20 protein-coding genes are annotated in these 22,273 nt (G+C 71.7%); 6 read left to right on the plus strand and 14 right to left on the minus strand.

The genetic code is table 11. From position 1 onward, the window contains the following. Window positions 1-47: 47 nt before the first annotated feature. From QE374_RS09905 to QE374_RS09935, 7 genes are all read right to left on the minus strand, one after another. Window positions 48-1,424 carry an NtaA/DmoA family FMN-dependent monooxygenase gene (locus tag QE374_RS09905; RefSeq protein WP_309734447.1) on the minus strand — a complete coding sequence of 459 codons (1,377 nt, stop codon included), beginning with the start codon at window positions 1,422-1,424 and terminating at the stop codon, window positions 48-50. Beyond that, the gene (locus tag QE374_RS09910) at window positions 1,421-2,926 is read right to left on the minus strand and encodes an aldehyde dehydrogenase family protein (protein ID WP_309734449.1); all 1,506 of its coding nucleotides are present in this window, start codon (window positions 2,924-2,926) and stop codon (window positions 1,421-1,423) included. Before QE374_RS09910 ends, QE374_RS09905 begins: the two co-directional genes overlap by 4 nt. Before the next feature lie 11 nt (window positions 2,927-2,937). Further along, entirely contained in the window at window positions 2,938-4,311 is a 1,374-nt protein-coding gene (locus QE374_RS09915) for an amidohydrolase (protein ID WP_309734451.1), read from the minus strand. A 127-nt stretch (window positions 4,312-4,438) separates the two neighbouring features. Continuing rightward, the gene (locus QE374_RS09920) at window positions 4,439-5,053 is read right to left on the minus strand and encodes an XRE family transcriptional regulator (RefSeq protein ID WP_309734454.1); all 615 of its coding nucleotides are present in this window, start codon (window positions 5,051-5,053) and stop codon (window positions 4,439-4,441) included. A gap of 242 nt (window positions 5,054-5,295) precedes the next feature. After that, complete coding sequence (locus tag QE374_RS09925; protein WP_309734455.1) at window positions 5,296-7,998, minus strand: molybdopterin cofactor-binding domain-containing protein; 2,703 nt, start codon at window positions 7,996-7,998, stop codon at window positions 5,296-5,298. Beyond that, the gene (locus QE374_RS09930) at window positions 7,995-8,831 is read right to left on the minus strand and encodes an FAD binding domain-containing protein (protein WP_309734457.1); all 837 of its coding nucleotides are present in this window, start codon (window positions 8,829-8,831) and stop codon (window positions 7,995-7,997) included. The genes QE374_RS09925 and QE374_RS09930 overlap by 4 nt, the downstream gene beginning before the upstream one ends. 351 nt (window positions 8,832-9,182) lie before the next feature. Continuing rightward, entirely contained in the window at window positions 9,183-9,773 is a 591-nt protein-coding gene (locus QE374_RS09935; protein ID WP_309734458.1) for a helix-turn-helix domain-containing protein, read from the minus strand. Between the two features lie 74 nt (window positions 9,774-9,847). Between QE374_RS09935 and QE374_RS09940 the strand changes: the two genes are divergently transcribed. Together QE374_RS09940 and QE374_RS09945 are read left to right on the plus strand one after the other, a co-directional pair. Next, a complete protein-coding gene (locus tag QE374_RS09940; RefSeq protein WP_309734459.1) occupies window positions 9,848-10,255 on the plus strand; it encodes a DUF1304 domain-containing protein in 408 nt (135 codons plus the stop codon). A gap of 68 nt (window positions 10,256-10,323) precedes the next feature. Further along, a complete protein-coding gene (locus QE374_RS09945) occupies window positions 10,324-11,301 on the plus strand; it encodes a zinc-binding dehydrogenase (RefSeq protein ID WP_243232191.1) in 978 nt (325 codons plus the stop codon). Between the two features lie 93 nt (window positions 11,302-11,394). Here the strand turns inward: QE374_RS09945 and QE374_RS09950 are convergent, their stop codons facing one another. Both QE374_RS09950 and QE374_RS09955 read right to left on the minus strand, forming a co-directional pair. Then, a complete protein-coding gene (locus QE374_RS09950) occupies window positions 11,395-12,162 on the minus strand; it encodes a nucleoside phosphorylase (protein ID WP_137418366.1) in 768 nt (255 codons plus the stop codon). Between the two features lie 122 nt (window positions 12,163-12,284). Then, window positions 12,285-13,343, minus strand: coding sequence for an XdhC family protein (locus QE374_RS09955; RefSeq protein WP_309734462.1), 1,059 nt, complete (start codon window positions 13,341-13,343; stop codon window positions 12,285-12,287). Between the two features lie 50 nt (window positions 13,344-13,393). On the opposite strand from QE374_RS09955, the gene QE374_RS09960 reads away from it, so the two are divergent. From QE374_RS09960 to QE374_RS09970, 3 genes are read left to right on the plus strand one after another with little or no spacing between them, the layout of a single operon-like run. After that, a complete protein-coding gene (locus tag QE374_RS09960) occupies window positions 13,394-13,954 on the plus strand; it encodes a nucleotidyltransferase family protein (RefSeq protein WP_309734463.1) in 561 nt (186 codons plus the stop codon). A gap of 35 nt (window positions 13,955-13,989) precedes the next feature. Continuing rightward, window positions 13,990-14,847, plus strand: coding sequence for a hypothetical protein (locus QE374_RS09965; protein ID WP_309734465.1), 858 nt, complete (start codon window positions 13,990-13,992; stop codon window positions 14,845-14,847). A gap of 37 nt (window positions 14,848-14,884) precedes the next feature. After that, on the plus strand, window positions 14,885-15,655 hold the full coding sequence (locus QE374_RS09970; protein ID WP_309734467.1) for a hypothetical protein: 771 nt from the start codon (window positions 14,885-14,887) through the stop codon (window positions 15,653-15,655). Between the two features lie 7 nt (window positions 15,656-15,662). Here the strand turns inward: QE374_RS09970 and QE374_RS09975 are convergent, their stop codons facing one another. Further along, a complete protein-coding gene (locus tag QE374_RS09975) occupies window positions 15,663-16,580 on the minus strand; it encodes an NAD(P)-dependent oxidoreductase (protein ID WP_309734469.1) in 918 nt (305 codons plus the stop codon). 192 nt (window positions 16,581-16,772) lie between these two features. On the opposite strand from QE374_RS09975, the gene QE374_RS09980 reads away from it, so the two are divergent. Continuing rightward, entirely contained in the window at window positions 16,773-17,453 is a 681-nt protein-coding gene (locus QE374_RS09980; protein ID WP_309734471.1) for a CPBP family intramembrane glutamic endopeptidase, read from the plus strand. An 8-nt stretch (window positions 17,454-17,461) separates the two neighbouring features. Here QE374_RS09980 and QE374_RS09985 read toward each other — a convergent pair whose 3' ends face one another. From QE374_RS09985 to QE374_RS10000, 4 genes are all read right to left on the minus strand, one after another. Beyond that, complete coding sequence (locus tag QE374_RS09985; RefSeq protein WP_309734473.1) at window positions 17,462-18,772, minus strand: threonine/serine exporter family protein; 1,311 nt, start codon at window positions 18,770-18,772, stop codon at window positions 17,462-17,464. A 141-nt stretch (window positions 18,773-18,913) separates the two neighbouring features. Further along, on the minus strand, window positions 18,914-20,098 hold the full coding sequence (aztD, locus tag QE374_RS09990) for a zinc metallochaperone AztD (RefSeq protein WP_309734475.1): 1,185 nt from the start codon (window positions 20,096-20,098) through the stop codon (window positions 18,914-18,916). Between the two features lie 65 nt (window positions 20,099-20,163). Then, entirely contained in the window at window positions 20,164-21,078 is a 915-nt protein-coding gene (gene aztC / locus QE374_RS09995; protein WP_309734478.1) for a zinc ABC transporter substrate-binding protein AztC, read from the minus strand. Beyond that, the gene (locus tag QE374_RS10000; protein WP_309734480.1) at window positions 21,075-22,271 is read right to left on the minus strand and encodes an ABC transporter; all 1,197 of its coding nucleotides are present in this window, start codon (window positions 22,269-22,271) and stop codon (window positions 21,075-21,077) included. Before QE374_RS10000 ends, aztC begins: the two co-directional genes overlap by 4 nt. Window positions 22,272-22,273 lie beyond the last annotated feature (2 nt).

Below are 22,273 nucleotides of genomic sequence, written 5' to 3' on the forward strand. Positions count from 1 at the left end.
GCCCCACAGCAGCACGTGCGCCCCGAAGCCGGGAGCTGGGTGGCGGATCAGGACGGAACGGATGCGGCCTCGCGCGCGGCGAGCGAATGCGCGCGGTGCGTGGGGGCCAGGCGAGGACCGCCGCCGAAGTGCTCGCGCAGCGTGGCGCCGGCGGGAGGGCCGACCCGGCTCCGCTCGGCCAGCACGGGCACCACGAGGTCGATGAACGCGCGGTAAGCTCCGGGCCCGCCGAAGGTCGGCTCCAGCATGAGACCGTCGAGTCCGGAGCCGTCGACGATCGCCTCGATCTCGTCGGCGACCTGTTCGGGGGATCCGGTGATCTGGAACCCGCGGATCGCCTTCGTGCGGAACTGGTCGAGGATCTCGCCCACACGCATCTCGGGGTTCTGGCGCGCGTAGCGCTGGATGAGGGTCTGGCCGAGGTCCGTGCGCAGGTCCACGACCCTGGTGTCGGGATCGATGCCGGTGAGATCGAGCCCGGTGATCCCGGCGAACATGACGGCCGCATCCGCGCGCTGCAGCACGGCCTCGTACTCGTCGCGCAGGGCGCGCGCCTCGGCCTCGGTCGCGGCCACCGTCACGGTCATGCCCGAGATCACGGCGATGTCGTGCGGGTCGCGCCCGTGGGTCACGGCCTGTGCCCGGATGTCGTCGACGTGCGCCTTGGCGGCGGCGATCGACTGGCCCTGGATGAACACGGCCTCGGCGTTGCGGGCTGCGTAGGCGCGACCGCGGTCCGAGGTGCCGGCCTGGAAGAGCACCGGGGTGCGTTGCGGCGTGGGCGGCACCGCGAAGATCCCGGCGGCGCGCTGGTAGGTGCCCGCGACCTCCACGCGGTGCAGCTTCGCGGGGTCGGCGTACACGCCCCGTGCGCGGTCGCGCAGCTCGGCGTCGTCGTCCCAGCTGTGCTCCCACAGGCGCAGGCACGTGTCGAGGAACTCGTCGGCGGCGTCGTAGCGCTGGTCGTGGTCGAGCGCCTCGGTCACCCCGAACAGCTGGTCCGTGGTCGCCTGTGAGCTGCCGGTCACGACGTTCCAGCCGATGCGTCCGCCGGTGAAACGGTCGAGGGTCGCGAAGCGGCGCGCGGTCCCGTAGGGCTTCTCCACGGTCGTGGGCGAGGTCACCACGAACCCCAGGTGCTCGGTCTCGCGTGCGAGCGTCGCGATCGCGAGCATCGGATCCAGCGCGGGGAACTGGATGCCGTGGGCCGCCACCTCGTCGGGCATCCGCCCCTCGAGCGTGGCGTAGCCGTAGGTGTCGGCGAAGAACAGGAAGTCGAAGCCGGCCGCATCCAGTTCGCGCGCCAGATCGACCCAGTAGTCGAGGCGGTCCCAGTCGTCGCCGCGGCCGTCGGGATGCGTCCAGGTGGGCATGCCGTTGGAGGGGTTCATCATCTCGAAGACCCCGAGCGCGATCCTTGTCATACGACCATCACCACCGACTTCGTCTCGAGATAGTTCTCCAACCCCTGCGCTCCGTTCTCGTAGCCCCAGCCCGACTCCTTGTGCCCGCCCTTGGGGAGCTCGGGGCCCAGGAAGGAGTGGCAGTTGACCCACACGGTTCCTGCCGCAAGGCGTGCGGCGACGCGGTGGGCGTTGCTGAGCCCCTCCGTCCAGATGCTCGCGGCGAGCCCGTAGTCGCTGTCGTTCGCCCAGCCGACGACCTCGTCGAGGTCGTCGAACGGGGTCACGACGGCGACGGGTCCGAAGATCTCCTCGCGCATGAGGCGGGCGTGCGGGGGGACGTCGGTCAGCACGGTGGGGGTGAAGAAGGTGCCTGCGCTTCCGGTGCGCTCGCCGCCGGTGACCACGGTGACCCCGTCGGCCGCACCCTCGTCGACGTAGGCGGCGACGCGCCTGGCCTGCGTCTCGCTCACGAGGGGGCCGAGATCCGTACCGGCCGCAAGTCCGTGACCGAGTCGCAGTGCGTCGCCCGCGGCCGCCATGCCGGCGACGACCTCGTCATACACGTCGCGGTGCGCGTAGATGCGTGCGCTCGCGACGCACACCTGGCCGCCGTTGTCGAAGATGCCGCGTGAGACGCCCGCGACGGCGGCGGACAGATCCGCATCCGGCAGGATGATCGACGGCGACTTGCCGCCGAGCTCCAGCGTGAGGCGGGCCAGACGATCGGATGCGGTCGCCACCAGCTTCTTGCCCACCGCGGTCGAGCCGGTGAAGGCGATCTTCGCGACGCCGCGGTGCTCGACGAGTGCCTGTCCGGTCTCGTGCCCGTAGCCGGTGACGATGTTGACCACGCCGTCGGGCAGCCCCGCCTCCTGCAGGAGGCGTCCGAGGTAGAGCGCGCTGAGCGAGGTGTTCTCGGCGGGCTTGAGAACGATCGTGCAGCCGGCCGCCAGAGCGGGGGCGAGCTTCATCGCCGTCATGATGAGCGGCGAGTTCCACGGCACGATCGCCGCGACCACGCCCACGGGCTCGCGCCGCGTGTAGGCGAAGACGTCCTTGCCCTCGGGGGTGCGGGTCAGCGAGGTGGGGATCGTCTCGCCCGTGATCTTCGTGGGCCAGCCCGCGTAGTAGCGGAACTGCGAGATGGCGGCGGGAACCTCGCCGAAGCGGGCCGTGCCGAGGCTCTTGCCCTGGTCGAGGGTCTCGAGCTCGGCGAGGTCGTCGAGGTGCTCCTCCATGACGTCGGCGATGCGCCACAGCAGCTTCGAGCGGTCGGCCGGCCGCATCCGCGCCCAGGCGGGGCTCTCCAGCGCGGCGCCCGCCGCGCGGACGGCGGCATCGACGTCGGCGGCCGAGGCGCGAGCCACCTCGGCGAGCATCTCGCCGGTCGCCGGGTCGAGCGAGGCGAAGGTGTCGGATGCGGCGACCCAGCGTCCGCCGATGAGCAGGCGACCGGGATCGTCGGCGAGGAAGCGGGCGACCCGCTCGCGGAGCGGCCCGTGATCGAGCGCGATGGTCATGGCGTGGCCTTTCAGTGGAACAGTCCGTCGAGCTCGCCCTGCGCTGCGATCCAGGCGGAGCGGCGGGCGAAGAGGTCGGGCACGAGCGCGCGCACGCGGTCGATGAGCTCGCCCAGGTCGGCGTTCACGAGGCGGCCGTCCTGCACGACGATCCCCCCGTCGACGACCGTCATGTCGACATCGGAGCCGCGCACCGCGTGCACGAGGTTGTGGTGGATGTTGGGATATGCGCCGTCGGGCATGAAGGGGGTCATGCGGGGGGTGTCGGTACGCACGGCGACGAAGTCGGCCTTCCGACCCGGGGTCAGCGCGCCGAGCTCGTCGCCGCGGCCGATCGCCGCCGCGCCGCCGCGGGTCGCCATGCCCAGCACCTGCCACGAGTCCATCGCAGCCGCATCCATCGTGCGGAGCTTGCCGAGGAGGGAGGCGACCTTCATCTCCTCGAACATGTCGAGGTTGTTGTTCTCCTTCTCGCCGTCGGTCCCGAGTCCCACGTGGACACCCGCGGCGAGCATCTCGGCGACCGGTGCCATCCCGCTGGCGAGCTTCATGTTGGAGACCGGGTTGTGCGAGACGCCGACGCCGCGCGCGGCGATGAGGTCGACCTCGGCCTGATCCAGCCACACGGCGTGGGCGATCATCGCGCGCGGCACATCGAAGAAGCCGAGCTCCTCGAGCGCGAACATCGGCCGGGCGCCGTGGCGGGCGGCGAAATCGGCCAGTTCGATCTCCGACTCGCTGCAGTGCGTGTAGAGACCGGTGCCGTAGGCGTTGGCCAGTGCGATCGCGCGGCGCTGGCCCGCCGCATCCGCGTAGAACGGGTGCTCGAGTCCGACCCAGGGCATGATGCGGCCGTTGGCTGCGCCCGTCCACTCCGACAGCATCCGCTCGTTGTCGTCGAGGGTGTCGAAGTAGTCGAAGTCGGGGTGCTCGCCGACGTAGTTCACGGTGACGACACGGTTGCCGAGCGCGGATGCGGCGCGCGCTGCGCCGTCCATGTAGCGCCACATGTCGACGACGGTCGTGGTGCCGGCCAGCAGCCCCTCGGCGTAGCAGAGCCACGCGGCGGCCTCGGCCTCGTCGGGGCGAAGCACGCGGTGCATCGGGTCGATGTGCAGCCGCAGCCACTCCCAGACCGGCAGGTGCTCGGCGGTGCCGCGCAGCATCCCGGAGTGGTGGTGGGCGTTGATCAGGCCCGGCATGAGCAGGCGGTCGGGCAGCTCGATGCGCTCGGCGTCGGGGTGCGCCGCGATCAGCTCCGCGCGGGGCGCGACGTCGGTGATCGTGTCGCCGGTGACGAGGACGCCCGCATCCGTGAGGACGCGGCGCTCGTCGTCCATCGTGACGACGACATCGGGCAGGAAGAGGCGCGCGGTGGGAGGCACGCTGCCGATCGTAGGTACCTATCGTTGATTACACATACCAATCACGTTTCGCGCGCGTTACCTCTGGGCCGAAACGGGCGACCCAGCTCCCCGGGCGAGCCGGGGTGTGGATGCGCGAGCCGGGGAGTCAGCGCTGGGCGACGTGCACAAGCAGCAGCACGGCCGGCTCGGCGCCGTCGATGCGCCAGCGGTTGCGCAGTGCGCCGGGGTGCGAGAGGGCGTCGCCGGCGCCGAGCGTCCACGAACCGCGGTCCTCGAGCTCCACCGTCAGGGATCCCGAGACGAGGTAGATCGTGTTCTCGCCGTCGGATTCGAACCACTCGCCCACATACGGCGCGCGGGTGATGCGGTACTCCTGCACGGTCGCTCCGCGGGTGGCGGCGGAGGAGATGATCCGGCTGACGGCGCCGTCGTCGCTCTCCGAGACGGGAACGAGCTCGCCCTCGCCGCGACGGACGACGTGGATCGGCTCCGGCTCCTCCTCGGCCGGCAGCAGTTCCGACGGGGAGATGTCGAGCACCTTCGCGAGCTTGAAGAGCGTGAGGATCGACGGCATCGTCCGGCCGCCCTCGATCTGGCTCAGGAACGGCTGACTGATCTCCGCCGCGCCCGCCAGAGCCCGCATCGACAGCTTCTTGGCCGTGCGGGCGGCGCGGATGCGGCGTCCGAGCGAGACGCCGATGTACGCCTCCGCGTCGGCGGGGCCGGCCGCATCCGGCTCGGTCAGGGCGTCGGTCGTCACGGACCCAGGATCGCACCGGCCCCGCTGTGTCACAAACCAACCGGTATCCGACCGATGGCTCGAGGGACCCGATTCGTGGTGTCTCTGCCCGCGGGGCTGCACTTCGGGTCCCTCGAGCCGCGGGAATCAGCACCGGACAGTGTTCGAGGGGCGCGAATCGTCGTGTTTCGGGTCGCCGGGCCGCGTTTCGGGTCCCTTGAACAGGGGATGCGGCGTGCCGGGCGCGCGGGGGAGCCCGAGGTTCACCCCTGGGCGAGGCGCCAGACGCGCGCGCGGGTGAACGGCTGCTGGTACGGGCGCACCCCCAGTGCGCGGGCGATCGCGTTGCCGATCGCCGGTGCGACGGGATTGTAGGGCGACTCGCTCATCGACTTCGCGCCGAACGGGCCGAGGTCGTCACGGGTCTCGGCGAAGTACACCTCGGTGTCGACGATGTCGGCGAACTGCGGCACGCGGTACGTGCGGAAGACCGGGTTCTCCACGCGGCCGTCCGCGTCGATCAGCACCTCTTCGTAGAGCGCGCTGCCGATACCCTGTGCCGCACCGCCCTCGACCTGGCCCCGGCACTGCGCCGGATTGAGGACCGTGCCCGCATCCGCCGACTGGATGGACTGGAGGATGCGGACGATACCGGTCGAGGGGTCGACGGCCACCCGCACGGCGTGCACGTTGAATGCGAGAGAGCGCACCTCGCCGAGCTCCGCGCCCGTGGTCGTCAGACCCTCCGGCGTCGCATCGGATGCGGCCGCCACGATCTCCGCGAAGGAGATCAGTCGGTCGCCGGAGCGCACCCCGTCCGAGGTGAGCTCGGGTTCCGCATCCGGGACGAGCTCGCGCGCGATGCGCAGCATGCGCTGCTCGAGGGCGAGGCAGGCCGCGTAGAGCGCTTTGCCGGCGACCGTCACGCCCGCCGAGGCGAAGGCGCCCGTGTCGTGGCTGACGAGGTCGGTGTCGGCGGTCTTGAGGTCGAGCCGGTCCACGCCGACGCCGAAGACGGATGCGGCGATCTGGCGCAGCACGACCGTGGTGCCGTTGCCGAACTCGCTCGTGCCGGCGCGCAGCGCGTAGGTGCCGTCGGGGCGCAGCGTGGCGGTGGTGTGGGAGATGTGGCCGAACGGGGCCATCGTCGCGATCATCGCGACCGCCATGCCCTCGCCGACCGCCCAGCCCTCGGGCGCGGTCACTCCGTTGCCGCGCCGCAGCGCGCTCTCGGCCAGATCCAGGCACTGGTCGAGTCCGTAGGATCCCCACCGCAGGTCGGGCTCGTGCAGCTCGTCGCCCGGCCGGATCACGTTGCGTCGACGGAGCTCGAACGGGTCCATGTCGAGGGCGAGGGCCAGTTCGTCCATCGCCGACTCGACCCCCAGGATCACCTGGCCGAGCCCGTACCCGCGGAACGCTCCGGAGGGCACGTTGTTCGTGTACACGACCTCCGCGTGGATGTCGCGCACGGGTGAGCGGTACACCGTCATCGCGTCGGCGCACGCGTGGAACAGCACGCCCCGCGAGTGGTTGCCGTAGGCTCCGGTGTCGCTCAGAAGGTCGAGCTTCATCGCGGTCAGCATGCCGTCGCGGGTCGCGCCGAGCGTCACCGCGACGCGCATCGGATGACGCAGAGCTGCGCGCTGGAACTCGTCGGTGCGGGAGAACTCGTACGAGACCGGACGGCCGGTGTCGAGCACGGCGAGGGCCACGAGGTCCTCCGTGAAGATCTCCTGCTTGCCGCCGAAGCCGCCGCCGACGCGGGCAGCGTACACGCGCACCTCGGCGGGGTTCCGGCCGAAGATCCGTGCGATCTCGTCGCGCACGAGGAACGGAACCTGGGTGCTGGAGCGGATGACGAGCCGCCCGTCGTCGTCGATCCACCCGATCGAGCCGTGCGTCTCGAGCTGTGCGTGGGTCACGCGGCCGGTCTGCCAGGTCCCCGTGACGGTGACCTCGCTCGCCGCCAGCGCCTCCTCGACGTCGCCGCCGTGGTTCTCCTGCAGCGAGAGCACCGTGTTGCGATCGGCGTGGTCGACGCGGTCCTGCGGCGTGCGGTCCGGGTGCAGCAGCGGTGCACCCGGGGTCCGGGCGGCCTCAGGGTCGAAGACGGCGGGCAGTACCTCGTAGTCCACCCGGATGGCGCGGCAGGCCGCATCCGCCGCCGCCGCCGTCTCTGCCACGACGGCCGCGACCCGCTGACCCACGTGGCGCACCACCGAGTCGAGCATGCGGGTGTCGTCGGGGTCGTCCGTGCGGTGCTCGTGGCGGCCGGTCGAGTACCGCACGTCCGGGACGTCCTCGTGCGTGTAGACCGCCACGACCCCCGCGATCGCGCGCGCGGCGGTCGTGTCGATCGAGCGGATGCGGGCGTGCGCGTGCGGCGAGGACAGCACACGCAGCACGAGGGTGCCGACGACGGGCTCGTCGAAGGTATAGGGCTCGAGCCCCTGCACGATGCGGCGGGCGGCTGGCGGGACGAGCGAGGTGCCGACGGCGCCGGTGGGCGCGGATCCGGTCTCGCGCACGGGGCCCAGCACCGAGGATCGGATGGCCTCGCGGATGGGGCGGTACCCGGTGCAGCGGCACAGGTTGCCCTTCATCTTGCGGTCGAGGTCGTCGAGATCGTGCTCGCAGACGGTGGATGCGGTCACGCTCATTCCGGGCGTGCAGAATCCGCACTGGAATCCGAAGTTCTCGGCGATCGCCTCCTGTACGGGGTGCAGCTCGCCGGGCGGGGCGAGGCCCGCGGCGGTCGTGACCGAACGGCCCTCCATCCGCACGGCCGGGATGATGCAGGAGTGCACGGGCTCGCCGTCCAGGAGCACCGAGCAGGCGCCGCAGTCGCCGGCGTCGCACCCCTTCTTCACCTCGGTGTGTCCGTGCTCGCGCAGGAGCGTGCGGAGGCACTGACCGGCGGCGGGCTCCGCATCCACGGCCTCGCCGTTGACCTCGAACCTCATACGGCCTCCTCCAGCTCGGCCCGGATCCGCTCCGCGAACTCGATGCTCACCCCTCGCCGCCAGTCCGCAGAACCGAGGGGATCGGTGTAGTAACCGGACACGGAACCGACGGATGCAGCCAGCGTCGCCGCATCCGGAAGCGAGGCGAAGCGCAGCACGGTGGGCGCCGCAGTGGCGGCGGTCAGGGTGAACACGCTCCGTCCGTCCTCGTCGACGCGGCCGGTGACGACCGCTCCGGAGCGGCCCAGCTCGGCGAGGGCGATCTTGCGCAGGCGCACGGTGGAGCGCAGGGCGGATGCGGGGAACTCGAGCGCCCGCAGGACCTCCCCGCGGGCCAGCACGTTGGTGCCGTTGCCGGTGGGCACTTCGGCGACGGGCATGCGGCGCTCGTCGCCGTCCGGCGTCCAGATGACGGCCGTCGCGTCCAGCGCTGCGGCGAGTGAGATCATGGCGCCCGCGGCGAACGAGCGGCACACGTTGCCGCCGACGGTGGCGGTGTTCCAGATCTTGAACGATGCGAGGAGGGCATGCGCCGCATCCGCGACGAGGTGTGCGGCGGTCCACTCGGCGGGAACCGGCGGCAGGTCGGCCGCGCGCCCCTCGGACCAGGCGAGGAAACGGGCGATCGTGCAGGTGGCTCCGACCCGCAGGCCGTTCTCGATGAGCTCGATCTCGGCCCAGCCGAGGGTCGTGAGATCGACGAAGCCGGTCGTGCCCGGCAGCGGCTCGCTCATGAGCCAGGTGCCGCCCGCGATGAAGACCTCGCCCTCGTTCAGGCGCAGGTCGGACCGGCTTCGCGCCGGGCGGAAACTCGTGATGGTCGTGATGTCCACGGCTGCCTCGGGATGTTGGTCACATGAACAGCCCTCAGTGAACCAGGGCGGCGTTTCGTGGGTGTTTCGCGGGCGTGAGCCCGCGATCCCCGGCGAGCAGGCTACGCCCGGACGCGAGCATAACTCCCGCACATCCGCCGTGCCGTACTCTGCCGCGCCGTCAGCCGCCGGTTCTGCAGGAGTTCGGGCACGCGGATGTCGCAGGAGTCGTGTGCGGGCGCGAGCGGCATCCGACCCTTCCCTGCGACGCAACTCCTGCAGAACCGTGTGTCGACGTCGCAGCGGGCCCCGCCCGGCCGGTTCTGCAGGAGTTCGGGCATGGAATGGGCCCCGCACGCGCGGGGCGACGGGTCAGCGCGGAGCCCACCCCGCGACCAGGATGCGGGCGTTGTCCACGAGGTCCGCCGCCGCGGCGGGCTGGGCGCGCACGATGGCCATGGCCGAGAGCACGTGCGCGGTGCAGGAGCGGGTGAGCACGGCGTGGTCCTCCGCATCCAGATCGGGGCGACGGGCGGCGACGCCGGCGGCGAAGGCCGTCGTCAGTTCGGTGCGGTACTGGCCGACCGCGCGTCTGACGTGCTCGTCGTCGGCCAGGGTGCCGCGCACGGTGTTCATCAGGAGGCAGCCGTGCTCGGCGAGCCGCGTCCGAGGGGCTTGCAGAGCGGCGGCAAGACCGGTGAGGTAGGTCTCGAGCGCATCGGCGCTCACGTCGGGTCCCAGGAGAGGGGCGAGTCGTGGCCGGATCACCTCGTCGAGGTAGCTCTCGATCGCCGCGTCGAACAGCTCGCGCTTGCTGCCGAACGAGTGGTACAGGCTCGAGCGGCCGAGCCCGGTGGCCGCCTCGAGGTCCGGAACGGATGCCTCGGCATAACCGTGCTGCCAGAACACGTCGCGCGCCGCGCGCACGACCGCGTCTTCGTCGAAGGTCCGAGTGCGACCCATTCCGACCACCGCCTTTACTAGAACGTCCATTGCAGTATATATTGAAACGACCGTTGCAATAACAGGAGGATTCCATGCTCATCGTCGGACTCGTGTTCGCGGGCCTCGCGGCCGTGCTGCACGTCTACATCTTCTGGATGGAATCGTTCGCGTGGGATCGTCCCCGCACCCGTCAGACCTTCGGTCTGGGCAGCGACGAGCAGGTGCAGATGACGAAGCCGATGGCGTACAACCAGGGCTTCTACAACCTGTTCCTCGCCCTCACGGTCTTCGTCGGCATCGTCGGTGTCGCGGCGGGAGCGACGGCGGTGGGCGGGGCGCTCGTGCTGACCGGCACCGGCTCGATGCTGGCGGCGGCCCTGGTGCTGCTGCTCTCGGACCGCACCAAGGCGCGCGCCGCGATCACGCAGGGCACGCTGCCGCTGCTCGCCGTCATCGCGACGACGATCGGCCTGCTGCTGCAGTCGAACCTGGCCGCCTGACCGCAACGACCTCGGGGACATCCACCCGATGCCCCCGCTTCCCTCACCCCACGAGAAAGAGGAAAAACATGCGCGCCATCGTGCACTCCGCCTTCGGCGATCCCGCCGAGGTCCTTCACGTCGAGGATGCTCCGCTCCCCGAGCCCGGCGCAGGGCAGGTCCGTGTGCGGACGCTGCTCTCGCCCATCCACAACCACGACCTGTGGACCGTGCGCGGCACCTACGGCTTCAAGCCCGAGCTTCCGGCGCGCGCCGGGACCGAGGCCGTCGGCGTCGTGGATGCGGTCGGCGAGGGCGTCGAGAACCTGAGCGTGGGCCAGCGCGTCGCCACCGGTGGGACCTTCGGCGTGTGGGCCGAGTACTTCATCGGCCACGCGGCCGCGATGATCCCGGTGCCCGACGCGATGGACGACGTCACCGCCTCTCAGCTCGTCTCCATGCCCTTCAGCGCCCTGAGTCTCATCGAGTTCCTCGAGCTCGAGCGCGGCGACTGGCTCGTGCAGAACGCGGCGAACGGCGCCGTCGGTCGCCTCGTCGCGCAGCTCGCGGTGGCCCGCGGCCTGAACGTGCTCGGACTCGTCCGTCGCGACGCGGGTGTGGCCGAGCTCGAGGGCCTCGGCATCGGCAACGTCGTCTCGACGGAGGGTGAGAACTGGCGCGAGCGCGTCGCCGAGATCACCGGTGGCGCCCCGATCGTCGCCGGTGTGGACTCGGTCGGCGGCGCCGCATCCGGTGAGGTGCTCTCGCTGCTCGCCGAGAACGGCACGCTGGTTGCCTTCGGTGCGATGGCCTCGCCGATCATGGAGATCGCCTCGGGCGACGTGATCTTCAAGCAGGCCACGGTGAAGGGCTTCTGGGGCAGCAAGGTCAGCTCGTCGATGGCGCCCGCGCGCCGCGGTGAACTGCTGCGCGAGCTCGTGACCCGCATCGGCGAGGGCGTTCTCACGCTCCCGGCCTCGCACACGTTCAGCTTCGACGAGATCTCGGATGCGGCCCGCGCCAACTTCGAGCCCGGCCGCATCGGTAAGGTGCTCCTCAAGCCCTGAGCGCGCGTCCTCTCACCGAGCGAGCATCCGTTCGCCGGGCGAGCATCCGATGGGGTGCTCACTCGGTGAACGGGTGCTCGTTCGCGTCGGGGCCTACAGCTCCAGCTCGACCGCGGTCTCGAGCGCGGCCTCGATCGAGCGCATCCAGCCGTCCTTGAGCGCGGTGTTCTTCTCGTCGTACAGCGATGCGCCGTCGACGAGGTTGCTCGAGCAGGCGCACACCATGCCGGCGCGCAGTCCCCGCATCCGCGCGACGATGTAGAGCGCCGAGGCCTCCATCTCGACGTTGAGGATGCCCATCCGGTTCAGCTGGCCGATCCACTCCGGGGTCTCGGCGTAGAAGGCGTCGTCGCTCACGCTGATCCCGCTGTGCGAGCGCGTGCCGGATGCGGCGGCCAGCCGCTCGGAGTGGCGTTGCAACGCCAGCGTGAGCGACAGGTCCGGCACCGCCGGGAAGCCCTTGGGAAGGTACGCGTCGGTCGTGCCGTCGTTGCGGAAGCTGCCTTCGCTCACGAGCAGGTCGCCGGGTTCGATGCCCGGCTGGAGCCCGGCGGAGCTGCCGACGCGGATGAACGAGGTCACCCCGACGCGGGCGAGCTCCTCCACAGCGATCGCGGTCGAGGGGCAGCCCATCCCGGTGGAGGTGGCCGTGATGTGGCGCCCCTTGTACCAGCCGGTCATCGTGCGGTGCTCGCGGTTGTGCGCGACCTCGCGCACGTCGGTCAGGAACTCGGCGACCAGCGGTACCCGGAACGGATCGCCCGGCAGGAGTGCCACGGACGACACCTCTCCCGGTGCGATGCCGATGTGATACTGCCTGGCCGTGAGACCGGCCTGGGACTTGTCGACGGGCTGAGACATGCCTGCTCCTCGGGTGCTGAGACGAACGGTTCGTCGCAGTCCCCGCCCTGGCTGTCGCCATGGTTGTTAGGACGCGCGGTCAGGCTAGCACCGCGTGCGCGTCTGCTTCGCCGAGCGCGCACTCACTCGTCGAGTGAGCACCCGATCGGATGCTCGCTCGACGAACGGATGCTCACTCGGGATGCGGATGCGCGCGGATGCAGGGCCCCCGTGCCGGCGCGCAGCGGCAGACCCGAGCCGCCGCGGCGCGCGGCGACGATCTCGGCCAGCACGGCGATCGCCGTCTCCGCGGGCGTGACACCGGCCAGATCCAGTCCGAGCGGCGAGTGCAGGCGTGCGAGGTCCGCGTCGGCGACGCCGGCCTCGCGCAGCAGCTGCGCGCGACGGGCCACGGTGCGCCGCGCGCCCATCGCGCCCACGAAGCCCACGGGCAGAGCCAGCGCGGTCTGCAGCGCCGGGATGTCGAGGCGCAGATCGTGGGTGAGCACGCAGACGGCCGTGCGCTCGTCGAGCTCGCCCCTCTCGTCGAGCTGCTGGAGGTACTCGTGCGGGAGGGTGCACACCCGCTCGATGGCCTCGGGGAAGCGTTCCTCGGTGACGAGGGTGTCCCATACGTCGCAGACCGAGACGGCGAAGCCGGATGCGGCGGCCACCCGGCTGAGGGTTGCGGCGTGCTCGCCCGCTCCGAGGATCACGAGGCGCGAGCGGCGCGGGGCCGCCACCACGAGCAGGTCGTGGTGCAGCGCGCTCTCGGGCACCGCGTCGCGCGGCACGAGCGTGCCGGCGTCGGGTCCCGCCGCAACGATGCCGATGGCGGCCGGGCGATCAGCCGCCGCGCGCTCGAGGGCGTCGAGGGCGACCGCATCCGTGGGGGAGACGACGCTGATGAGGGCGTCGATCGTGCCGCCGCAGGCGAGCCCCGCGGCGAACGCCTGATCGTCGGTGAACCCGAACCGCGCCGCGTCGCCCGTGCCGCGCGCGAGGGCTGCGAGTGCGAGCGCGACCGCGTCGCCCTCCACGCATCCGCCCGAGATCGAGCCGATCACCCGTGCGTCCCGGGTGACGGCCATGGCCGAGCCGACGCCGCGGGGAGCGGAGCGGGCGACTGCGGCGACGGTGATGGTCGCCACGGTCTGTCCCGCACGCAGCAGCGGCAACAGGTCGGCGGCGAGTTCGAGCATCCTCCCACGCTAACCAGCGCGTGTTTCGTGCGCGATACGCTGACCTGATCATGCCCCAGCCAGCTGTCGCCGGCCTCGTGCTCGCCGCCGGTGCGGGGCGCCGGTTCGGCTCTCCCAAGGCCCTCGCCCGCACCCCCGACCAACGCTCGTGGCTCGCGCTCGCCGTCGGAGCGCTCCGGGATGCGGGCTGTTCGCCGGTCTACGTCGCGGTGGGGGCGTGCCTCGACGAGGTTCTGCCGCTCGTACCCGCCGATGCGGAGCCCGTTGTCGTCCCCGACCCGTCCGAGGGGATGAGCGCCTCGCTGCGCGCCGGGCTCGTCGCCGCGACGGCGTCGGATGCGGTCGCTCTCGCGATCATCACGGTGGACACCCCCGAGCTTCCGGCTTCCGCGGTGCAGCGGGTGACGGGCGCAGCGGATGCCGCATCGCTCGTGCAGGCGGTGTACGGCGACCGGCCCGGGCACCCTGTGGTGATCGGCCGCGACCACTGGTCGGCGCTCGCCGCATCCGTCGTCGGGGATCGGGGAGCGCGTGACTATCTGCGTGCCCACGGCGCGGAGCGGATCGACTGCGCCGACCTCTGGTCCGGGGAGGACCGCGACACCCGTTGATGCGCCCTGGCGCCGCCGCGGCCCAGAATGGGCGTATGCCGGACGACACCGACGACGAGCTGGCGCGTCTGCAGGCGCGTGCGTACGGTCCCGCCGCCGACATCGATGCGGAAGGCCTCGCCCGGCTCGCCGCGCTCCAGGAGAGCAGGACCGCTGCCGTGCCCACCGCTGGGCTTACGGCGGACGCCGCCTCCGCCACGGACGCGTTGGCGGCGCTCTTCGGACCGCTGTCGGGACCAGCGGGCGCCGCATCCGACGTCGCGGCCCCGACGCGTCGCGGGTTGCGTGCCGGACTCCGTGAGGAAGACCTCGCGCCCGCACCCGAGCCCGGACTCGTCTTCGAGCCGCTGCCCGATGCCGCGTCGGAGGCCGCCGAGGAGGAACCCGCTGCGCCCGCGCGATCGAGCTCCGCCACGCGGATCGCCGCGTGGCTGCCGAGCGGACGGATGCGGTGGGTGTGGCTCGCGAGCCTCGTGGTCGCGATCGTCGTGACGGCGCTCGTCACGGCGTGGCTGCGCCCCTCGGACGGCGCGGGACGCGCTGCGACGTTGACGCTGCGGACCGACACCGCGACAGGCGACCGTATGCGCGGGTCCATGTCGATGGAAGACGGTGTGCGTTACTTCGGCGAGTACCTCGGGCTTCACATCTACTCGGTCGACTCCTGCCTCGAGGCATCCGTGGGCGATGCCCGGCGGCCCGTGTGGCGTACCTGCGCCAGCGAGGAACTCACCCCGATCATGGACGTCTACTTCTCCGGTGCGAACGACGAAGGCGGACTACCGGTACCGGATGCGGTGTCGGAGCGTTTCCCGGAGGGGGCCGTCATCCGCTTCACCCTTCGCGGTGACACCGTGCTCGTCGACGAGGGTCCCCTGCCCAGCCGCGGCTGAGCGTCGTCCACCGAGATCCGGCCGAACAAGGAGGAGCATGCCCGACCCGACCGAGGAAGAGCTCGCTCGCCTGCGTGCCCGCGCCTACGGCCCGCATGCCGATCTCGACGAGGCGGGGCTCGCGCGGCTCGCCGAGCTCGAGGCCACGCTCTCCCCGCGGCGGCCGAGCGCTCGGCTCGCCCCGGAGCCGAGGCCAGACCCGGAGCCGGAACCGGGCACCGTGCCGCAACCGGCCGCCGCGGAGGGCACGTCTCCTTCCGACGAGCCGGAGCCGGTCCCGCTGATCGCCCCGGTGTCGTTGACGGCACAGCCGACACCGCGCACGCTCGATCGCCGTCTGCGCGTCGCCTGGGTCCTCAGCATCGTCGTGACCGCAGGCATCGCTGCCGGCGTCACCGCGTGGACGCTCCCGTGGGGCGTGCGCGACGACCAGCAGCACGCCGCGCGGCTCACCGAGCAGCCCGGTGTGCCGGAGGGCGTGGATCAGTGGAAGATGACCGGACTCGAGGCCGGCGAGCTCCGTTCGTTCGGCTCTTACGCCGGCCTCGAGGTGTACGCGACCGATGCGTGCATCATCGTCGCGACGGCACCCCTCACCGACCCTGGCTCGGGAAGCGGCACGTGCGCGGGTGCAGGGCTCGAACCGCTCGTCGAGTTCCACATCCCACGGCGCTCGCGCGCGAGCGCCGGTGATTTCGGCTACCCCGAAGAACTGCGCGACCGGTTCCCCGATGGCATCGTGCTGCGCTTCGCACGCCACGGTGACGTCATCCTCGTCGACGAGGGAGAATTGCCGCCCTGGTTCTGAGTCGCGCTCAGGTGCGGATCACGATGTTCTCGGGCTCCTCGCCCGCGAGCAGGTGGGCGATCTGACGGCGCACGAGGGCCACCATCCGCGGCTGCATCGCCGTCGACGCGCCGCCGACGTGGGGCGAGATGAGCACGCCCGGCAGCTCCCACAGCGGGTGATCCGTCGGGAGCGGCTCGGGATCGGTGACGTCGAGTCCGGCGCGGATGCGGCCGCGGCGCACGTGATCGACCAGCGCATCCGTATCGATGAGCGTGCCGCGTCCGACGTTGACGACGAGGGCGCCGTCCGGCAGGGCCGACAGCTCCGCGTCGCCGATGATGCCGCGGGTGTGCGCGGAGGCGGGGAGCGCGAGGATCAGCACCTCCGTCTCGGCCAGCACCGTGTGCAGATCGTCGAGGGCCGCCACCTCGACGCCGTCCTCGGTGCGCGCATGCGTCGCGACGGCGCGCAGCTTCACCTCGAAGGGGCGTAGCCGCGCGGCGATCGCCTTGCCGACGCCGCCGAAACCGAGCACCGTGGTGCGCCGGTCGGCGAGACTCGGCGTGAAGGCGCGCGTCCAGTCGCGCTGTCGGGCGAAGACGTCGAGCTCGCGCTGCACGGCGAGCGTCAGGGCGAGAGCCAGCTCGGCCGTCGACGTCTCGTGCACGGTCGCCGCGTTCGCGAACACGATCCCCGGGGGCAGGAGCTCCTCCGTCCCCTCGAAGCCGATCGACTGGCTCTGCACGAGGCGGGTCTCGACGCCCTCGAGCCGCGCGACGACGTCACGCGCGCTCATGTACGGCGGAACGACCAGGTCGATCCGGTCCGTCTCGGAGGCCGCGTCCATCGGCCAGACGATCACCTCCACGCGCTCGCCGAGGTCCGCCAGTTCGGCGGCGAAGGCGGGATCGGGCACGGACACGATGAGGCGGGAGGGCGTCATGCTGCGAGCGTAGCCACCCCGCCGATGAGCCCCGAGGGCGTTGCGCTCCCGCATCCGCTGCGGATGCGGCTGGCAGCCGCTCTGCAGGAGATCTCCCTCCTGCAGGACGATGGAGCGTGAATCCTCCTGCAGGAGGGATTTCTCCTGCGCACGGGATGCGGCCGCCGCCCGTGCGCCCCCTAGCCTGGCGCCATGTCCGCCATCCGGGTTGTACGTCCGACGCGACCGCGCGCTCGTGCGGCGGTGGCGCTCGCCGTGGTCGTCGCGCTGGTGGCCGGCGTCGGAACCCTGGCCGCCCTGCTGTACCCGGTGGTGTCGGGGGTCGGCGGACGTCTCGCCGTGTTCTTCGGGATCTACCTCGCGATGGCGGCGCTCGTTCTTCTCGCGCACCGCTTCGACGGGCTGCGGACGATGATCCCGCTCGGCTTCACCCGCGAGCGACCCGTGCGGCAGTTGGTCGCCGGCATCCTGCTCGCCGCACTGCTGCTGTTGCTGGTCGTCGGCGTTCCCGCCCTGGCGGGTGCGGATGTGGGCGGCATCGTCGGCGCGGGGCAGAACGCCCTGTGGTTCGCCCTCGTCTCCGCGGTGACGGTCGGCGTCGCCGAGGAACTCATGTTCCGCGGGTACCTGCTGGGGAGACTGCGGATCGCCCTGGCGTCGCGCACGGGCGCGATCATCGTCTCCTCCGTGCTGTTCGGGCTCCTCCACTTCGTCAGCGGCGACCTCGTGCAGGTGCTGGTGACCGCCGTCATCGGAGCGCTGCTCGCGACGGCTCGGGTGGTCTGGCCGAGCTGCTCACTCGCCTCGGTCATCGTCGCCCACGTCCTCTACGACGCGGCCCTGGCCGTCATCGGCGCGTCGATCGTCGGCTGACAGACGCCTCAGCGGGAGCGGTCGCCCCATTCCTTCTCCGACACGACCCGGGCGACCGTGAGTCCGATCGCGAGGGCCGCCACGACGAACAGCGCCTGCACACTGTTCTGCACCGCAGCGAGCGTGTCGCCGTCGATGGTGGCGACGATGGCGCGATACGCCGCAGCGCCGGGGACCATGATCACCACCGCCGGCACCGTCAGCGCCACCCGCGGAGCATCGAGGCGGCGGTAGCAGACGAAGGCCCCGAGGCCGACCAGCACCCCCGCGGCCATCGCCGCGACAGCGGGCATGAGTCCCGCATCCACCGCCGCCAGACGCGCGGTGTTCGCGATCGCGCCGACCGCGGCAGAGGCGATCGCGATGCGCCAGGGAGTGGCGAACAGCAGCGCGAAACCGAGCACGCCGACGAATCCGGCGACGAGGCGCATCACGGCGAGCGCGGGTTCGTCCAGCAGCGGCGTCGTAACGGCGCCGGGCGAGGTGGCGAACAGTGCCGCCACGGCCCAGACCGCGGAGCCGGCGGTGAGCAGGATGAGGCACGCGTAGACCACCCGCGCGATCCCCGCGTTGAGGTCCAGGCGGGCGAGGTCCATGGCGCCGGTGACGAGGGGGAAGCCGGGCACGAGGAAGAGCACGGCACTGGTGAGGGCGGCGTCGTGCGCGAAGGGCTGGCCCAAGAGCTCCAACAACTGGGCGGCGGCGAGGTAGATCAGCAGTGCCGTCGCCGCAGCGAGGAACACGGTGAGGAACTCGTTCAGCCGTGCGCGGGCGAGCAGCATCCGGATCGCCTGCCCTGCGGCGGCGCCGATGCCGACCGCGACGGCGGCCGCCCATCCGCCGTTGTTGAGCAGGGCGAAGGCGGCGCAGGCAGCGCCCGCGGCGATGATGCGCAGAAGCATCCCGTACCGGGCCGGGCGTGCGGCGATCGCATCCAGGCGCGCCGCGAAGTCCTCGACGCTTCCGCCCGCCTCTGCCTCGACCCGGTGGGAGAGCCGCTGGAGGGCGGCGATGCGCTCGGCGTTGACCACGGGGCGCGCGACCTCGGCCACACGGGTGCGCACGAGCTGGCCGCGGCTGACGGTGAGCACGATGTCGAGCATGCCGACGCGGGCGTTCATGGTCTCGATGCCCCATGCGCGCCCGACGCGCTCCATCGTCGTTCGCACGCGTGCGGAGGATGCGCCCGCGCCCAGCATGAGGATTCCCAGCCGCAGCACCGCGTCGGTGAGCGCGACGAACCGCACGGGTTCCAGTCGTGCCTCATCGAGGGGGGTGGCGTCGCCGTCGTCCGCCGGGATCATACGGGCGCCGGCCATGCGGCCATCCTCCCATCTCCACGCCGTCGGATGCGGGACCAAGGCCCCACCGCGCCCGCCCGCGCCTCTGTTCAAGGGACCCGAGTTGCGGCGCGTGGCTTTTCGGGGCGACGTTTCGGGTCCCTTGAACAGGGTTTCAGGTCAGGAGACGGCGACCTCGTTCGGGGTGACGGCGAGCGTTGTGCTCGCGAGCACCTCGCCGCTCGTCAGGTCGACCGCGTGCACCTTCTTCGCCGCGGGCTCGGTCACGTAGGCGATGTCGCCCGACACGACGATGGCGGGATGCGGGTCCTGCCATTCGAGGGGGCCCTCCCACGCCGCGATGACCGGGAACTCGTCGACCAGTTCGCCGCTGGCGGGATCGATCACGTGGATCGATCCGTCGGTGGCGAGGATGTAGCCGAGGTCCTTCGGGCCTCGCGCCAGGTCGCGGAACGTGTACGAGACGCCCTCCGGGAGCGGCACGACCTCCATGCTCGCCGTCGCGGTGTCGATCAACGCCACGCTCGAGAGCAGGTAGCCCTCCGCATCGGGGTCGTTCTTGTAGTCGCCGACGACGAGCGGGCTCGTGTCGGTGACGAAGATGTTGCCGGTACGGCCGTAGGCGTCGGGCGCCGTGACCTTCGCGATCTCGCCGTCGCGGTAGATCAGCGCGCCGTTCTCGCATCCGAAGACGACGACCTCGTCGGCGGCCGTGCCCTCGCCGTGCACGCCGGGGCAATCCGCGTTCGAGGCGATCTCGGCGCCGTCCGCGTCACGCACCGTGATGCCGGTGCGACCGTTCGCCGAGCCGACGGTCGTCACGAAGGTGCCGTCCTCGAGCACGATCGACACGCCGTGGTGCGCCTCGGTGCCGGGGATCGTCGTCGAGGCGGGGAGGGCGTCGCCGAGCGAGGCGAACGCATCCGTGTCGACGATCGTCGTGTCGCTCGTGCCGTCGGCGTAGAGCACCGTCTTGCCGGCGTGGCGCACGACGTGCCCGGGAGCGTCCGCGGGGAACACGAGGTCGGTGAGCACGGGCTCGGACCCGGATGCGGCGCCGGTGTCGAGGACCTGGAAGCCCTCGCTCATCGTGACCAGCACGTGCGAGCCGTCGCCGGCCCGGTTGAGCCGGGTGAACTCCTCGGAGGCGAGGTCTCCGACCGTCTCCAGCGTCGTGCCGTCGAGCACGAGGATGCCGCCTTCGTAACTGATCGCGACGCGTTCGCCGGCGGTTGCGTCGGCGGAGGTCGAGGATGCGGGGGCGGGCGCGGTGCCGGCGCAGGCGGTCAGCGTCGCGGCGGCGGCGAGTCCGAGCGCGATCAGCGCGGGACGTCTCAGGTGCATGTGGTGCCTCATTTCTGTGGGGTCGCGGGCGGGGCCCGCCGGCCGGTACGGCCGTGTGGATGGGCTCAGGAGAGCCCGGCGACGATGCGCTGCGTGTTGACGCGCATCATGGTCAGGTAGTCGCCGGCGGCGCCGTCGGCGGCGGTGAGCGACTCGGTGAACAGCTCGACGACCCGAACCTCGATGCCGGCCTCCTCGGCCAGTGCGCGCATGAGCCGGTCGGGCGAGGAGGACTCGGCGAAGATCGTGCGCACGCCGGCCTGCCGGATGGCGGAGACGAGCTCCGCGAGGTCGGCGGCGCTCGGAGCGGCGAGCGTCGTGCCGCCGGGGATCGCGGCACCCACGAGACGCACGTCGAAGCGGTCCGCCAGGTAGCCGAAGACGTGGTGATTGGTCACGAGCGCACGTCTCTCGGCGGGGATGGCGGCCAGGGCTGTGCTCATCTCGGCATCCAGAGCCGCAAGCTCGGTGCGATATGCGGCGGTGTCGGCGCGGAGAGTCGCCGCATCCACCCCGTCGATGCCTGCGAGCGTCGCCTCCAGCGCGTCGACGACCTGCAGCATCCGCGCGGGATCTGTCCAGAAGTGCGGGTCGTCGGCGCCGTCCGCCTCCTCGCTCGTGTACGGCAGGACGTCGACGACGTCACCCGCGACGAATTGCGCGACGCCCTCGTCCGCTGCCGCCTCGAGGTGCTGCGCGAGACCCTCTTCGAGCCCGAGACCGTTCGAGACCACCAGGTCGGCCGAGCGCAGCCGCGCCGCCTCCTGGGCCGAGATCTCGAAGGAGTGGGGATCCGAGTCGGGCTTCATGAGGGTCACGACCTCGGCCTGATCGCCGACCAGCTCGGTGACGACATCGCCCAGGATGTTGGTGGACACCACGACGAGGGGTCGATCCTCTGCGGTCGGGGCGCAGGCCGACAGCGCGCCCGCGACCAGGAGCGCGCCTGCGAACGCGGCGATGCGCTGGCCGGCGGTCATCGGCCGGTCTCCGCGACGAAGGCCGGCTCGTCCGCCGTGGCGAAGGTGCGGGCGATGCGCCCGGCATCCGCGAAGTCGATCTCGAACAGCACGCGCTCGGTGATCCCGTTGAGGTATGCGCGCCGGTCGTCCGCGATGAGGGTGGGCGTCCACCCCGCAGCGAGCGAGTCGGCGACCAGCGGTTCCGTGAGGGCGAGTTCGGCGCCCGTCGCGCCGTCGATCACGCTCACCCTTCCGTCGGCGGTGAGCCCCAGCACGTGCTCGGATGCATCGTCGACGGCCGTGACGGCGATCAGTGGTCGCGGGGCTGCGACCGCGGTCGCGGTGCGTTCTCGCGTGTCGAGGAGCACGATCGGCCCGTCCGGACTGAGACCCGCGGCGGTCGGGCGACCCTCCCGGTTGGCCCAGGAGCGGGGCGCGGAAATCCCCTCGGGAAGCGCGATGCGTTCGACCGCGGCCCCCGCGTCGGCGGCCACGGCCAGCAGCACGCCGTCCCGGCATCCGAGGATCGCGCCCACACGCGTGGTGAGAGTGCCGGCAGGCTCGGCACAGGGGACGGGCTCGCCGTGGACGGCGCCGTCGCGGTCGCGCACCTCGACGGCGCCCTCGCCGGTCGTGACGAGCGCGTGGTCGCCCACGGGCACGATGTAGCCGTCGTGCGCGGGCATCCGCACCCGGAACCGCTCGACCACCTCGCCCTTGGAGAGGGCCTCGGTGTCCAGCAGCACGGCCTCGCCGTCGGCGAAGAAGATCCCGGTGCCGCCCGTTGTCGATGAGTTCGTCGTCGCGACACGGGCCGTGCCGCGGCCGGGGACCTTCGTCAGCACGCGCGGCTGGGCGCGGTAGTAGTGGAAGTGATCCACGTGATCCCAGGTCCACATCCCGCTGTCGACGATCTCGACGCCGTCGCCGGTGTCGGCGAAGAGGTAACGGCCGTCCGTAGCGGTGGCCAGGGGAGCGTCGATGCGGCCGAGGTCGGAGGTCTCCTCGGCGAGCAGGTCGAGCAGCGTGAGTCGGCCGTCGATCGTCGCGGTCAGCAGGTGCAGGGGCGGCTCGCTCACCTCGGCGGCGCCGGTGACCTGCCCGTGACCGGTGCTGCCCGCCGGGGCGGCCGGGGGTTCGGGAGTGTTCGCGCACGCGGCGAGCAGGAGAGCGGATGCGGTGACGACGGTGAGGGCGAGGGGATGGCGCACGC

The sequence above is a fragment of the Microbacterium sp. SORGH_AS_0428 genome, assembly GCF_031453615.1.
In the GTDB taxonomy this organism is placed as follows: Bacteria; Actinomycetota; Actinomycetes; order Actinomycetales; family Microbacteriaceae; genus Microbacterium.